This window comes from Pseudomonas sp. GW821-FHT02H09, assembly GCF_059421425.1.
Window position 1 is genome coordinate 32,664 of sequence record NZ_JBWKVA010000005.1, and the last position, 13,477, is coordinate 46,140.

15 protein-coding genes are annotated in these 13,477 nt (G+C 59.2%); 11 read left to right on the forward strand and 4 right to left on the reverse strand.

The features are described 5' to 3' along the window. Window position 1: 1 nt before the first annotated feature. Window positions 2-763, reverse strand: coding sequence for a slipin family protein (locus AC07VR_RS07955; RefSeq protein ID WP_495011082.1), 762 nt, complete (start codon window positions 761-763; stop codon window positions 2-4). Beyond that, window positions 763-2,133 carry an NfeD family protein gene (locus AC07VR_RS07960; protein WP_495010944.1) on the reverse strand — a complete coding sequence of 457 codons (1,371 nt, stop codon included), beginning with the start codon at window positions 2,131-2,133 and terminating at the stop codon, window positions 763-765. The genes AC07VR_RS07955 and AC07VR_RS07960 overlap by 1 nt, the downstream gene beginning before the upstream one ends. A gap of 235 nt (window positions 2,134-2,368) precedes the next feature. On the opposite strand from AC07VR_RS07960, the gene AC07VR_RS07965 reads away from it, so the two are divergent. The 11 genes from AC07VR_RS07965 (at window position 2,369) to AC07VR_RS08015 (ending at window position 10,514) form a co-directional block, all read left to right on the forward strand. After that, entirely contained in the window at window positions 2,369-2,833 is a 465-nt protein-coding gene (locus AC07VR_RS07965) for an aminoacyl-tRNA deacylase (RefSeq protein WP_494995714.1), read from the forward strand. A gap of 167 nt (window positions 2,834-3,000) precedes the next feature. Next, entirely contained in the window at window positions 3,001-3,246 is a 246-nt protein-coding gene (locus AC07VR_RS07970; protein WP_495010945.1) for a DUF2789 domain-containing protein, read from the forward strand. 145 nt (window positions 3,247-3,391) lie between these two features. Then, entirely contained in the window at window positions 3,392-3,637 is a 246-nt protein-coding gene (locus AC07VR_RS07975) for a type II toxin-antitoxin system Phd/YefM family antitoxin (protein ID WP_494995716.1), read from the forward strand. Then, window positions 3,627-3,908, forward strand: a complete 282-nt coding sequence (locus tag AC07VR_RS07980; RefSeq protein ID WP_494995717.1) for a type II toxin-antitoxin system RelE family toxin — start codon at window positions 3,627-3,629, stop codon at window positions 3,906-3,908. The genes AC07VR_RS07975 and AC07VR_RS07980 overlap by 11 nt, the downstream gene beginning before the upstream one ends. 307 nt (window positions 3,909-4,215) lie before the next feature. Next, window positions 4,216-4,494: a hypothetical protein gene (locus tag AC07VR_RS07985; protein ID WP_494994481.1), complete on the forward strand. Its 279-nt coding sequence runs from the start codon at window positions 4,216-4,218 to the stop codon at window positions 4,492-4,494. Between the two features lie 244 nt (window positions 4,495-4,738). After that, window positions 4,739-5,167 (forward strand): MarR family winged helix-turn-helix transcriptional regulator, encoded by a 429-nt coding sequence (locus tag AC07VR_RS07990; protein ID WP_494994480.1) that lies wholly within the window; start codon window positions 4,739-4,741, stop codon window positions 5,165-5,167. Next, complete coding sequence (locus AC07VR_RS07995) at window positions 5,164-7,251, forward strand: FUSC family protein (protein WP_495010946.1); 2,088 nt, start codon at window positions 5,164-5,166, stop codon at window positions 7,249-7,251. Before AC07VR_RS07990 ends, AC07VR_RS07995 begins: the two co-directional genes overlap by 4 nt. Then, window positions 7,248-7,457, forward strand: coding sequence for a DUF1656 domain-containing protein (locus tag AC07VR_RS08000; protein WP_030128598.1), 210 nt, complete (start codon window positions 7,248-7,250; stop codon window positions 7,455-7,457). The genes AC07VR_RS07995 and AC07VR_RS08000 overlap by 4 nt, the downstream gene beginning before the upstream one ends. Then, entirely contained in the window at window positions 7,454-8,344 is an 891-nt protein-coding gene (locus AC07VR_RS08005) for an efflux RND transporter periplasmic adaptor subunit (protein ID WP_494994478.1), read from the forward strand. Before AC07VR_RS08000 ends, AC07VR_RS08005 begins: the two co-directional genes overlap by 4 nt. Continuing rightward, window positions 8,341-9,789 carry an efflux transporter outer membrane subunit gene (locus AC07VR_RS08010; protein WP_494994477.1) on the forward strand — a complete coding sequence of 483 codons (1,449 nt, stop codon included), beginning with the start codon at window positions 8,341-8,343 and terminating at the stop codon, window positions 9,787-9,789. The genes AC07VR_RS08005 and AC07VR_RS08010 overlap by 4 nt, the downstream gene beginning before the upstream one ends. 92 nt (window positions 9,790-9,881) lie before the next feature. Continuing rightward, window positions 9,882-10,514 carry an NADH:ubiquinone oxidoreductase subunit N gene (locus AC07VR_RS08015; protein ID WP_494994476.1) on the forward strand — a complete coding sequence of 211 codons (633 nt, stop codon included), beginning with the start codon at window positions 9,882-9,884 and terminating at the stop codon, window positions 10,512-10,514. 131 nt (window positions 10,515-10,645) lie between these two features. Here the strand turns inward: AC07VR_RS08015 and AC07VR_RS08020 are convergent, their stop codons facing one another. Then, window positions 10,646-11,299: a DUF2931 family protein gene (locus AC07VR_RS08020; protein ID WP_495010947.1), complete on the reverse strand. Its 654-nt coding sequence runs from the start codon at window positions 11,297-11,299 to the stop codon at window positions 10,646-10,648. A gap of 2 nt (window positions 11,300-11,301) precedes the next feature. Then, entirely contained in the window at window positions 11,302-12,921 is a 1,620-nt protein-coding gene (locus AC07VR_RS08025) for a T6SS phospholipase effector Tle1-like catalytic domain-containing protein (RefSeq protein WP_495010948.1), read from the reverse strand. Window positions 12,922-13,477 lie beyond the last annotated feature (556 nt).

Below are 13,477 nucleotides of genomic sequence, written 5' to 3' on the forward strand. Positions count from 1 at the left end.
ATCACCCATTCGACGATAAGTTCGCCATGCCCTTCAACAATTCGATCGGTAGCGGAAAGACGATGGTCGAGCTCTTGTCACCGGCAATCGCACCCAGGGTCTGCATGTAGCGCAACTGCATCGCGCCAGGCTGACGGCCGAGCATTTCGGCGGCTTGCATGAGCTTTTCCGAGGCCTGCAGTTCGCCTTCGGCGTGGATCACCTTGGCCCGCCGTTCCCGTTCGGCTTCGGCCTGTTTGGCGATAGCACGGATCATCGATTCGTTGAGGTCGACGTGCTTGATCTCGACGTTGGCCACTTTGATTCCCCAGGCATCGGTCTGGGCATCGAGTACTTGCTGGACATCGGTGTTCAGGCGTTCGCGTTCGGCCAGCAGTTCGTCCAGTTCATGTTTGCCCAGCACCGCCCGCAACGTGGTTTGCGCCAATTGGCTGGTGGCCATGAGAAAGTCTTCGACCTGGATGATCGCCTTCTGCGGGTCGAGTACCCGGAAGTACAGCACCGCATTGACCTTCACCGAGACGTTGTCGCGGGTAATCACGTCTTGTGGCGGTATGTCGAGCACCACGGTGCGCAGGTCCACCCTGACCATTTGCTGGACCATCGGAATCAACAGAATCAGTCCGGGACCCTTGACCTGCCAGAAACGTCCGAGCTGGAACACCACCCCGCGTTCATATTCGCGCAGGATCCGAAACGTTAATGCGGCCAACAGAATCAACAGCGCAATTAGCGCGCCAAAACCCAATTCCAGACCCATGATCATTCTCCTCGTGGTGTCGCCTGCGCCGCGGTCACTTCCAGTAGCAGCCCTTTGCGTGCCAACACCTGAACCCGTTGTCCGGGTCGCAGTGGCATTGGGCTCAGGACCTGCCAGTTTTCCCCTTGCAGCTGCACCCAGCCGTTGTAAGGGTTATCAGGTTGCACGGCGGTCACCGGCGTGACGCTGCCCACCAGCCCGGCATCGCCGCTGACGACTTTTCGCTGCCGCGCCCTCATCGCCATGCTCGCCAGTGTCACAAACAGCGCGGAACTGACCACGGCCAGGCCGATGATCAAGGGCAGCGGAATGCCATAACCCGGCACATCGGTGTCCATCAGAATCACTGCGCCCACCACAAAAGAGGCAATTCCGCCGAAGCCGATCACCCCGAACGTCGGTAAGAAGGCTTCCGCCACCATGAACGCGATGCCCAGCAAAATCAGCGCTACACCGGCGTAATTCACCGGCAATAACTGCAAGGCATACAACCCGAGCAACAGGCAGATCCCACCCAGCACGCCGCTGACGCCTGTGCCTGGGCTCATGAGTTCGAAAAACAGTCCATAGATGCCGATCATCATCAGGATCAATGCCACGCTGGGATGGGCGATCACCGACAGCAGTTGCGTGCGCCAGTCCGGGTCATGGTTGATCAACGGGGCGTCGAAGGTGTGCAGTTGCACCTCCTGCCCGGCGACGCTAAAGGTCTTGCCATCAAGCTGTTTGAGCAGACCGTTCAGGTCATTCGCCACGTAGTCGACCACCTTGAGCTTCAGCGCCTCCTGAGCCGACAGGCTGACGGCTTCACGCACCGCTTGCTCGGCCCAGTCGACGTTGCGCCCGCGCAATTGCGCCAGGCCACGGATGTAAGCGGCAGCGTCATTGATCTGTTTGTGGGTCAGAGTGTCTGTGGTGTTTTCAGGCTCTGGATTCTTGTCGGTACGTGGTGCCGCCGGTGGGTTTGGTTGCCCGGGCAGGCCACCGATTTGCACCGGCGTCGCAGCACCCAGGTTGGTGCCTGGCGCCATGGCAGCGACATGGCTGGCATAGAGAATATAGGTCCCGGCACTGGCAGCGCGGGCACCGCTGGGGGCGACGAAACTGGCCACTGGCACGGGGCTGGCGAGGATCGCCTTGATAATCGCTCGCATAGAGGTGTCCAGCCCGCCCGGTGTGTCGATGCCCAGCACCACTAATTGCGCGTGCTCATCGACTGCTTTGCTCAAGCCCCGAACCACATAATCGGCGCTGGCCGGGCTGATCACATCGTTCACCGTAAGCACAATCACCGGGTCCACAGCCCACGCCTGCCCGGTCGGTAACCCGATCAGCAACCACAGCAACACCGCCCGCCATCCACGCTTGTTCATATGACCCTCCCGGAGAGTCATGTGCCATAGGGCCGTCATCTATTCGTTGGCCCTGAACTGGAGTTTAGTTGAGCAATGGGCTGAGCGAATTTTGATCAGTTACGTCGGCAAACCGCTCAGAAGTTTGTTGGGTCAAGAGTGGTCGGTACCCGGTGCACGGCCTAGACTCTTTTAAGGGGAATCAAGTTGTTAACCCACCGTCCGCAAGCAGTTGCTCTGGACACCGAGGTGCATCATGCGTATGGCAAGAACCGTGCATTTGAGCCTGGAACAGGCCCATTGCGAATATGACGTCGTGACTCATCCGCACTCGGCGAGCAGCCTGGAAACCGCCCGGGTGGCGGGTATCCCCGCTGAGCGCGTGGCGAAATCAGTGATACTCGACGACCACCACGGCCACTACCTGATGGCCGTCCTGCCCGCCAGCCGCCATCTGGACCTGAGCAAAGTCCGTGGCAGCAGCGAATGGCAAATCACCCGCGAAAGCACGCTGGCCCATCTGTTCAACGACTGCGAACGCGGGGCCGTGCCTGCTCTGGGCGAATCCTATGGCATGGACATGATCATCGACCCAATGTTGACCCGCCAGAAAGACATCTACCTCGAAGCCGGCAACCACAACAACCTGGTCCACCTGAGCATGGACCAGTACCTGAAAATGGTGCCCCATGCCGAAGTGTGCGAGGTGAGTCATTCATGATGATTGGCAGTATTTGTTATGCAATTTCGCGGGCAAGCCTCGTTCCTGCATCGGACCGTATATTTCCTGCAGGAGCGAGGCTTGCCCGCGATCGATTGCGCAGCAGTCGCAGTAAGGTTGTCCGCTAAATCACTGTCTCCCACCCAATCTCATCCCTGGAGCCTCCCATGGAATCACCCACCCACAGCCTGCCATCCCTGTTCAAACAACTCGGCCTGCCCGACGACCCCGCCAGCATTGATGCCTTCATCGCCACCCACTCGCCGCTAAAACCCGAGCTGCACCTGGCTGACGCCTTCTTCTGGACCAAGTGCCAGGCGGATTTTTTGCGCGATGAAGTGCTGGACGACGCCGATTGGGCAGAGGTGGTGGATCAACTGGATGTGCTGCTGAGGAAGGGGCGGGGGGTGTAAAAAAATCTGAGGAAAACAGGCGAAATGTAAAAAAATCTGGTGAGCGGTAAAAAAATCTTGGGTTAAACCGTATTTGTGAGATTTTTCCGGGTTGCTTAAAAACTATCAGCGGACCAGATTTAAGACCTAAATAGAGGTCTTAAATATGCAAAATGTTCTGGCCGATACGGCCGTCAGTGTGTCCGAGCTGAAGAAAAATCCCTCAGCAGTATTGAGCGGGGCTCATGGTGGGCCGGTTGCGGTGCTGAATCACAATCGTGTCATAGGGTATATGGTTCCGGCCGATGTATTCGAGGCCATGATGGAACGGTTGGATGACCTGGAGCTGGCCGAGCTAGTCCGCGCTCGTAGCCATGAAACGCCGATGCCGGTAAGCCTGGATGACTTGTAAGCTTGAATTCCTGCCATCCGCACGCAAGGAGTGGGACAAGTTGGGGCATACCCTACGCGAGCAGTTCAAAAAGAAGCTGGCTGAACGGCTTGAGTTACCTCGGGTCCAGTCGGATTCATTGCACGGGATGCCTGACTGCCACAAGGTCAAGTTAAAGGCCTCTGGCTACAGGCTGGTTTATCAAGTGATTGACGAGCGCGTGGTCGTCTCGGTGGTAGCCGTTGATAAGCGCGAACGTAGCGCTGTGTACGAACGAGCTAAAAAACGCTAAGAAAAGTCAGCGTCGCGCCCGTTTGGTTGCACACCTCGAACCATCCCCCCTATAGTTCGCCCCGTCGCCGCACATCGGCGACAGGATTTGGCGATCCTCTTTCTATGACGCGTTTCAGCGCACCGATTCCATGCTTGTACCTTATTGGGTAGAGGCATGCTGATCTATGGCGGCTGTGCGCGGGAGACCTTCGAGTCTGCCGGGTTTCGTAGATGACCGGTTCGCCAACCTGCGCACAGCTGCCACCCTTTTTCGTTTGGCGACGATGAATGGAGGCTCCCAAAAAACTATCTACGAGATATACCCAATGACTCCATATCGTCCCCTGACATCCAACCCCACCGCCGCCTCCGTTCTAGCCTTCAACACCCTCGCGGCGACTCATCTTCTGCACGAAACAGCCTGTAGCCGTGTGCGCATTGGCACCGATCTGCTGGAAACCCTCACCTCAGTCACCATCCGCGATATCGACGATCAGGATCTTTATCGCTTGGTCAACGCGGCGTTTGTGTCGTTGCGTGATGGCCTGGACATAATGGAAGAAGTGCAGCATCGCCTGACCGCCCAAGCGTTGAAGGCGACCTGACGTTACCTCTGATCGTTCCCACGCTCCCGCGTGGGAATGCAGCCCGTGACGCTCCGCGTCACTGCCGAAGCGGACGCGGAGCGTCCAATGAGGCATTCCCACGCAGAGCGTGGGAACGATCGGTCGGTCTGCTTTACCAATTTGTTTCAAAACTTGACTGAATTTATTCTTCGGGCCATATTGATAGTTAGCAAACTAACAGTATGCGAGTTTCCTTTTGTCAAAAAATCTCGACGCTCTCCAGATGAACATCAGCATTGGCATGGTGGTCGCTTCGCGGCATTGGCGGCGGATCTGTCAGACCACGCTGGTCAACTATGGCGTCTCCGAAGCCTGTGCCGTCCCGTTGTTGATGATCGGGCGCCTGGGTGAGGGCGTGCGTCAGGTAACGGTGGCCCAGGCGGTGGGGATGGAGAGTCCGTCTCTGGTGCGTTTGCTCGATCAGCTGTGCAAGGCCGGCTACGTTTGCCGTACTGAAGATGCCCATGATCGTCGCGCCAAATGCTTGAGCCTGACCCAGAGCGGTCGCGAACTGGTGCAGGCGGTCGAGGCGCAGCTGGCGCGCTTGCGCCGTGAGGTGCTCGAAGGTATCGATCCCGCGGATCTAGAGGCTGCGTTGCGGGTGATCCGCGCGTTTGAATCGGCCACTCATTTACCAGTGACGACGTCTTGAACGGATTTTTTGCCGGCATGCCACCTGCGCGGGACTGGTTTTATGGCGTGCGCACCTTCGCCGCGTCGATGATCGCGCTGTACATCGCCTTGTTGATGCAGATGCCGCGCCCGTATTGGGCGATGGCCACGGTTTATATCGTTTCCAGCCCTTTCGTCGGCCCCACCAGTTCCAAGGCGCTGTACCGCGCCGTCGGTACTTTTCTTGGTGCGGCGGCGGCGTTGTTTTTTGTGCCGATGTTTGTGCAGGCGCCGCTGTTACTGGCGGTGGTGATTGCGCTCTGGACCGGCATTCTGCTGTTCCTTTCCTTGCACCTGCGCACGGCCAACAGCTACGCGCTGATGCTCGCCGGTTACACCTTGCCATTGATCGCCCTGCCGGTTGTGGATAACCCCCTGGCGGTGTGGGACGTCGCAGAAGCGCGAACCGAGGAAATTTTCCTCGGCATCGTCTGCGCTGCGGTGATCGGCAGCATGTTTTGGCCACGGCGCCTGGCGCCGGTATTCGTCGATTCGACGGGCAAGTGGTTTGCCGATGCGGCGACCTACAGCCAGCGCTTTCTGAGCCGTGCGGTGCAACCCGAGGAAGTCAGCGCCCTGCGTTCCTCGATGGTCGCAACCTTCAACAGCCTCGAACCGATGATCGGCCAATTGCCCCACGAGGGCGCGCGGCCGCAAACGGTGCGCAATACCAAAGAGTTGCGCGGACGGATGATTCACCTGTTGCCGGTGGTGGATGCGCTGGACGATGCCTTGTATGCCCTTGAGCGGCGTACGCCAGAGCTTGTGGATAAGTTCGCGGCGCTTTTGCTTGCAACGAATGAATGGCTTGAAAACACCGTCAATGACGCGTCTGTCGAGCGCTGGCAAACGTTGCGCAGTCAGCTCCAAGCCTTGCAACCGAGCCTGGATGCGCTGGACGACCGCCGCCAGTTGTTGTTTTCCAACGCGTTGTATCGCCTCGGCGAGTGGATCGATTTGTGGCAAGACTGCCGCAGCCTACAACAGGCGATTCACAGCGAAAGCCAGGATATCTGGCGCGCGGTCTATCGCCATTGGCGCCTGGGACGGTTGACGCCGTTTCTCGATCACGGGCTGATGCTGTATTCGGTGGCGTCGACCATTACCGCAATCATCGTCGCTTCGGTGTTGTGGATGTTGCTGGGCTGGACCGACGGTGGCAGCGCGGTGATTCTGGCAGCGGTGGCCTGTAGCTTTTTCGCCTCGATGGACGACCCGGCGCCGCAGATTTACCGGTTCTTTTTCTGGACCGCGATGTCAGTGCTGTTCGCCAGCCTTTACCTGTTTTTGATCCTGCCCAATCTGCATGACTTTCCGATGCTGGTGCTGGCGTTCGCCGTGCCGTTTATCTGTGTTGGCACGCTCACGGTGCAGCCGCGTTTTTACCTCGGCATGCTGCTGACCATCGTCAACACCTCATCGTTTATCAGCATCCAGGGCGCTTACGACGCGGATTTCCTGAGCTTCGCCAATTCCAATCTGGCAGGCCCCATCGGGTTGCTGTTCGCGTTCGTCTGGACCCTGATCGCCCGGCCATTTGGCTCGGAGCTGGCGGCCAAACGCCTGACCCGCTTCAACTGGCGCGAAATTGTCAGCCTGACTGAACCGGCGACCCTGGCCGAGCATCGACACATGGGCGTGCTGGTGCTCGACCGGCTGATGCAGCACTTGCCGCGTCTGGCGATGACCGGTCAGGACACCGGCGTCGCCCTGCGCGAAGTGCGGGTGGCGTTGAATCTGCTGGACTTGCTGGCCTACATGCCACGGGTATCGGGTGCGCCGCAAGCCTTGCTGCGCCAGGTGGTGGCCGAGGTCGGCGAGTACTTCAAGGCGTGCCTGAAGGCCGGTGAACGTTTGCCGGCGCCGAGTCCGCTGTTGATGACGCTTGATCGAACACGCCGTTCTCTGAGCAGCCAAGGCTTGCCAGGCGATGGCGAAACCCGTCTGCATTTGTTGCACGCACTGAGCGGTTTGCGGCTGGCGCTGTTGCCGGGCGTGGAATTCGTTGGCGCTGGCGACCTCGAAGAACCGCTTCCCCATGGCATCGATGGAGCGCCTTTATGATCGGTGATCTGGATATCAGCGGGGTGTTCCTGCCCACGTTGCTGGTGCTGATGGGCATTACGTATGTGTTGTACCTGCTGGTGCACGGGTTGCTGACGCGCTTGCACTTTTATCGTCTGGTCTGGCACCGGGCATTGTTCAACGTTGGTCTCTACGCTTTGTTGCTCGGCGCCGTGGACTCACTCAGTCGATACCTGATGACATGAAAAAACCTTTATTGACCCTCGGTCGCGTGGTTCTGACTCTGTTAGTGGTGACCTTTGCCTGTGTCGTGGTCTGGCGCATGGTGATGTATTACATGTTTGCACCGTGGACGCGGGACGGGCATATCCGGGCCGACATCGTGCAGATTGCGCCTGACGTCTCGGGCCTGATCCAGCAAGTGCAAGTGCGCGATAACCAACTGGTGACGCGTGGTCAGGTGTTATTCAGCATCGACCAGGACCGTTTCAAACTGGCCCTGCGCCAGGCCAAGGCTGCCGTCGCCGACCGCCAGGAAACCCTGGCTCAGGCCCAGCGCGAGGCCAAACGCAACGGTGGCCTCGGCAACCTGGTGCCTCGCGAGCAATTGGAAGAAAGCCAGTCTCGGGTCGCCCGTGCGCAATCGGCGCTGGCCGAGGCACAGGTGACGGTGGACAGCGCGCAGCTGAACCTCGACCGATCGGTGATCCGCAGTCCGGTGGACGGCTACATCAATGACCGCGCGCCACGAGCCCAGGAATTCGTCACGGCCGGGCGGCCGGTGTTGTCGGTGGTGGACAGCAATTCCTTCCACATCGACGGTTATTTCGAAGAGACTAAACTCGACGGCATTCATGTAGGCCAGAGCGTCGATATTCGGGTGATCGGCGACCGGGCGCGGCTGCGCGGGCATGTCGAAAGCATCGTCGCCGGTATCGAGGACCGCGACCGCAGCAGCGGCTCTAACCTGCTGCCCAACGTTAACCCGGCCTTCAGCTGGGTGCGGTTGGCGCAGCGGATCCCGGTGCGTATTGCCTTCGATGAAGTGCCGGAGGATTTCCGCATGATCGCCGGGCGTACCGCTACGGTTTCGATTATCGGTGACACGCCCGAGTCGGGAGCCAGGCCATGAAATCGGCGGTGCGCTTGGCAGTGGCCGGGCTCGGCTTACTGCTTTCGGCCTGTCAGGTCGTCGGGCCGGATTATCATCTGCCGGACAATGCGGCAGTGCGCCGCGAAGACCTGCAAGGCGATCTGGCGGGGGCGGACAGTAATGTGGTCTCTGCACCGGTACCGAGCGATTGGTGGCGGCTGTATCAGGATCCGCGTCTGGATGAACTGGTGCGTCAGGCCATGGCGTCGAATACTGACTTGCGGGTGGCGGCGGCCAACCTGTCCCGGGCTCGCGCTCAGGTCGACGAAGCTCAGTCGGCCGGTGGCTGGAGCGGTGGGGTGAAGATGGGCGCGCAGCGCTTGCAGGAGTCCGGCGAGGCGTTTTTGCTGGCCGATAAAGTGCCGGTGACCAACGTCGGCGATATCGGGATCAGCACCTCGTATCAATTCGACTTGTTCGGCACCTTGCAGCGCGGGATCGAAGCGGCCAAGGCCAACGCCGATGCCACCCAAGCGGCAGCGGACACCGCGCGGATCACGTTGGTCGCGGACGTTGTACGGGCTTACACCCAGATCTGCGCCGCCAACGAAGAACGGGAAATCGCCGAACATTCGCTGGACCTGCAAGCTCAAAGCACCACGCTCACTCAGCGTTTGCGTGACGCCGGGCGTGGTGACGAAACCCAGGTCACCCGTTCGCAAACCCAATTCAAATCCCTGCGCGCCGAACTCCCTCGGTACGAGGCGGCACGTCAGGCCGGGCTGTTCCGGTTGTCGATGCTGCTGGCCAAACCGGTGGAGCAATTGCCTGCCGGTACCAACAGCTGCGCGGAGCTGCCGCACATTGCACAATTGTTACCAGTCGGTGACGGCGCGACACTGCTCAAGCGTCGGCCGGACGTGCGCCAGGCTGAACGTCGCCTGGCGGCTGCGACGGCCGGGATCGGCATCGCCACCGGCGAGCTGTACCCGAATATCAGCATCGGTGCGTCCATCGGCACGGTTGGTATTCTGGAAAATCTGGGCAAACCGGCGACCAACCGCTGGGGCTTCGGCCCGTTGCTGAGCTGGACCGTGCCGTCCAATGGCTCTCGTGCACGGATCCGTGAGGCCGAAGCGTCGACCCAGGGCGCCCTGGCGCATTTTGACGGCGTGGTGCTCAACGCCATCCGCGAAACCCAGACCGGTCTGGCGCAGTATTCCGCCGTCCTGCAGCGCCGCGATGCTCTGGCCGATGCCGAGCAATCGGCACAACTGGCGGCGGATCAGACTCACCGCTTCTTCCAGGCCGGCCGTGCGTCGTTTCTGGCTGACCTGCAAGCGACCCGGACTTACACCGATGTCCGCGCCCAGCTGGCCTCGGCCAACACTCAGGTTGCCATCAGCCAGATCGATTTGTTCCTGGCGCTGGGCGGTGGTTGGGAAAGCGGACGAACGCAAGGTTCTGAGCACGCGAAACCCTGAGGCCGTTGCTATGCTTTGAACAGTTGGGTTCGCACACCTCGATTGCGCGAATTCACCGATCAAGGCTTGCGATGGTCATGGGGATTTGAATGATGAAAAGCCCTTATGCTCCCGGCTTCTGGTGCGCCATCGCTGCGGTGGTGCTGCTTTCTGCTACCTATTTCTACGGCATCATGCTGGCCCATCAGATCGACAAGGCGCTGCTTTTTCTCGACAGTGTCATCGCGTTGATCGCCGTACTGTCCATCGTGATGGTCGCCTGGGCCATGTTTCAGGGCCAGCGGGTCAAGAAAAAACAGCTCGAACAAGGCAAAACCCTGGTACTTATCTGGGATACCAAGGTTGCGTTGCGCCGGGTCGAAACGGTGTTTGACCGTTACTTCTGGGGCAGTTACTGGCAACCGGGGCGCACCTTCCAGGAGGTCATGGGAGAACTCACCGGCACACCGCTGGAAAAAAGCCTCGAGGCCCTGAAACACCAATGTCTGGTCCTGGACAAGCAAATCGCTGACGGTCGGCACTGGCTGAACAATGCCCGCGAACTCTCCGACGTCGCCACCGCCATGGCCCGGGAACGCTATCAACTGGATTTCTGCGACCCGCGCTCGGAGTCGCCCAGCGGGGCGGTGATCAATCGGGACTTTGAAGTGCTGGTGTACACCTGGACTGCGCGGCTCAAGAGCTTTGATCATCAACTGGATGAAATTGAAGTTCAGTATTCCTGAGGGAATGAGGGCCCCGAAGATCGCAACCTTCGATAGCTTCTATGGCAAACGAGTACACCCCTGTAGGCGCGGGCGTACGCAAAACCCGGAGCTGGCGTAGGTTGCGATCTTTTTGCGTTTTCAATAGAGCCTCACCAGCTCCCGTAGGGGATGCCGAAGCGTTCGATATAGCGTTTGGAGGCGGCTTTGATGCTGACGTAATACCCTTCGTACATCCCTTGATCCGGCCCCAATGGCTCGATGCCGACCACGGCGCGGTCGGTTTTGTTGGCGTGGAAGCAGTCGTCCCAGACCCAGACCTGAATGATTCCGCCGGGGGCCAGGCCCAGGTTTAAAGATGCGCTGAATCTAGAGGTGTACTCCGGGTATTTGTGACAGCGTCGTGCCGTAGAGTTGCGCATGATTTGTCGGGTTTCTTCCGAGATATCGATCCAGCCGCTGTAGGTTTTTCGCTCGACAATTGATTGCCAGCGCACGTAAATCCGCTTGGGCAGATCGGCGCCGATGACCGGCATGCTTGGGCTGCCCACCCCCACCCAGCCTCGTGCGACCTCAGTTCCGTCTTCGCGTGCACTGCCACCGGCTGTTCCTGCGGCGACATCGTGAAACAGCCGGCCTTGAATATCTTCGACTGAGGAAGTTTCTACCCACACGGTCATATGGGCTGGCTCGGTAAAACCTATGTTCCACCAGCGGGCCTTGGGGTCATTTTCTGCCGAGAGCGGGTCCGGTGTCTGGCATCCGCTCAGAGCTAACAGCGCTAGAAGCAAAAAAGGGTGTTTCATGGCTACAGCATCCATTCCGGTACATGAGGGTGTTGCACCCGCACGGCGTCCGCCGTCGGAGCGTTGACATAGATCAGCTCGAGCTTGCTGGTGCGCGGTCCGGCGAGCAGGCCCGGCGTCCAGTGGGCAGACCTATGGATGTAGCGGTGCCTGAGCAGCTTCTCTTCGGCGGGCGTCATGCTGTAGTCGCCCGAGATAAAACGGTCGCATAGCGTTTGCAGTTCAGAAGGCGGACGTAACCCCGGTCTTTCATTGATCTCTTCAAACTGCACACCGTGCTTTTTCGCCGCCTCGTACATCACCCGCAAATACACCTTCGCCAGCCCGGCGCTGACCTTACGCTGGAGCAATAAGCTGACAAAAACCCTTTTGTGTTTCTGGCCCATACGGTCCTGTGAGTCGGCCGGTAGTAATTCGGGTTCGGGGGTCACAATTCTCAACATGTCCATCGGCCAGCCCTTGGCGTGCCACTGGGCTTGCGCTCGTTGGGCGTCGCGGTAGATCGAGGTAGTTTTCACATCGGAATGCACAGGCACGTCCAGTGCCTGCAGCGGGATGAGCATCACCCGTTCTTCGGCCTCGTCCCGGTAGCCACCGCCGAGGTCCGAATGGGCGCCGGGCAGGCTGATTTCCGTGTGATCCGGGCCCAGGCGGTTCAGGGCGAAGTTGGCACGGTATTCGTCTCGCGCCACCAGATGCAGCACATGGGGAAAGAACTTCGGGTGCAAATGCAGTTTGACCCCCGGCGCGGCCGGGCTGCGCACATAACCCAGGTTGCTCCAGCCGCCCACCGAGGCCACGGTGTCGAACAGCCCGATAAACCCGGTGTGCACGCTTTCGCCGTAGATTTTGCTGAAACCGTTGGCGAAGAGTTTTTTGGGCAGGGCCAGAGTTTCGTACAAGGGGCTGCCGATTCTCGCCATCGACAGGTTCGCGAAGTGCCGCGCGGCGGCGGCGCCGCGGCTGAAGCCGAATATGTCAATGATGAGGGAATGGATCTGGAGCTCGGGGTTTTCATCGTGGAAGTTGAAAAGCCTTTGTTTGACCTCACGAAAGGCTTGAAACACCCGGGCCTCGATACCCGTCTCACCCCGACCCAAAGCCGAGCCCAGCAAGTTGTCTGGCTCACCGGCCGTGGTGCCGATTCCCTCAACGTAAACTTTTTTAAAGGTCAGCTTTTGCTGAATGATTTCCTCGCGGTCAGTTGATAGCTTGTACAGGTCATGCAGCCTTTTCACATTCGTCACCTCATTCCCATAACTCCCGCTCGGATCCTGCATGTACGGCTTGCAACTCCCATCCAGATCCTGCGGGGCGATCGGATGATGAGCGCCACAACGCTGGCCCAGCTCCACGTTGAACGGGTTGTTGCCCGTGCCATCGAAAAACACGCCGATGCGCAAGGTGACGGTGACTTGTCGGCGTTGTTCTTCGGCCTGTTTCTCTTCCCATCGACGATTGCATTCGTCTTCATGGGCCTGTTGCCGGGCCAGCATGGCGGCGTTCTGCTGTTGCGCCGTCTCGGCGCAGAAGGCTCTGTCCTTGGTTCGTTCCGCCCGTTGTGTTGCCAACGCCTGATCACGGCACACGGCGCAATGGTATCCATCGACTTCATTTTTCATTCGGCATCCCTTTTTCAGTCGACCCATCCTTGGGCCGGAAGCCCAATGGCAGGCTTCAAGCTAAAAATGCGCCCCAAACGGTAAGGCCGGATGCCAGTTGCGGATTGATAGTCTGTGGGAAGTGCGCTGAATTCGCTGCACCTGGAGCTGACAGAAAAAACGCACTCTAAAACGAGGTTTGGCATAAATCCGGGCGAGAGGGACCAGGAGCGTCAGTTCTTATCGTCTGAACCAGGCCCGAGCCTTCGGCAGTGACTACAGGGGAAGTGACGGGGAGGGATTTTTCCGACAGTGTTTTGAGGTTGCGTTGATTTTGCGCGCGGCTAACCTTCGCGGGTCGCTGCCAATTCAGTGATCGGGTGTGGCAGCCCGGATACTTCATAAACCCAGAAGGCCGCAGGGCGTTTTTCTGTGCTGGCTGCTTTGTGGCGGCTGTGCGTGGGAGGCTTCGGCCTTTGAGCTCGAAGGCTCACGTCGCAGCGTGGGACCGATCGTCGAATGGTTGGTATTACCTTCAAAGGTTCGGTTGGCCCGTACGGCAAATGCTAATCTCCTA

What these genes read in the sequence shown, in the direction of transcription:
- AC07VR_RS07960 (WP_495010944.1), bottom strand. Translation starts at nt 2,133, where the DNA reads ATGAACAAGCGTGGATGGCGGGCGGTGTTGCTGTGGTTGCTGATCGGG.
- AC07VR_RS07965 (WP_494995714.1), top strand. Translation starts at nt 2,369, where the DNA reads ATGCGTATGGCAAGAACCGTGCATTTGAGCCTGGAACAGGCCCATTGC.
- AC07VR_RS07970 (WP_495010945.1), top strand. Translation starts at nt 3,001, where the DNA reads ATGGAATCACCCACCCACAGCCTGCCATCCCTGTTCAAACAACTCGGC.
- AC07VR_RS07975 (WP_494995716.1), top strand. Translation starts at nt 3,392, where the DNA reads ATGCAAAATGTTCTGGCCGATACGGCCGTCAGTGTGTCCGAGCTGAAG.
- AC07VR_RS07980 (WP_494995717.1), top strand. Translation starts at nt 3,627, where the DNA reads ATGACTTGTAAGCTTGAATTCCTGCCATCCGCACGCAAGGAGTGGGAC.
- AC07VR_RS07985 (WP_494994481.1), top strand. Translation starts at nt 4,216, where the DNA reads ATGACTCCATATCGTCCCCTGACATCCAACCCCACCGCCGCCTCCGTT.
- AC07VR_RS07990 (WP_494994480.1), top strand. Translation starts at nt 4,739, where the DNA reads ATGAACATCAGCATTGGCATGGTGGTCGCTTCGCGGCATTGGCGGCGG.
- AC07VR_RS08000 (WP_030128598.1), top strand. Translation starts at nt 7,248, where the DNA reads ATGATCGGTGATCTGGATATCAGCGGGGTGTTCCTGCCCACGTTGCTG.
- AC07VR_RS08005 (WP_494994478.1), top strand. Translation starts at nt 7,454, where the DNA reads ATGAAAAAACCTTTATTGACCCTCGGTCGCGTGGTTCTGACTCTGTTA.
- AC07VR_RS08010 (WP_494994477.1), top strand. Translation starts at nt 8,341, where the DNA reads ATGAAATCGGCGGTGCGCTTGGCAGTGGCCGGGCTCGGCTTACTGCTT.
- AC07VR_RS08015 (WP_494994476.1), top strand. Translation starts at nt 9,882, where the DNA reads ATGAAAAGCCCTTATGCTCCCGGCTTCTGGTGCGCCATCGCTGCGGTG.
- AC07VR_RS08020 (WP_495010947.1), bottom strand. Translation starts at nt 11,299, where the DNA reads ATGAAACACCCTTTTTTGCTTCTAGCGCTGTTAGCTCTGAGCGGATGC.
- AC07VR_RS08025 (WP_495010948.1), bottom strand. Translation starts at nt 12,921, where the DNA reads ATGAAAAATGAAGTCGATGGATACCATTGCGCCGTGTGCCGTGATCAG.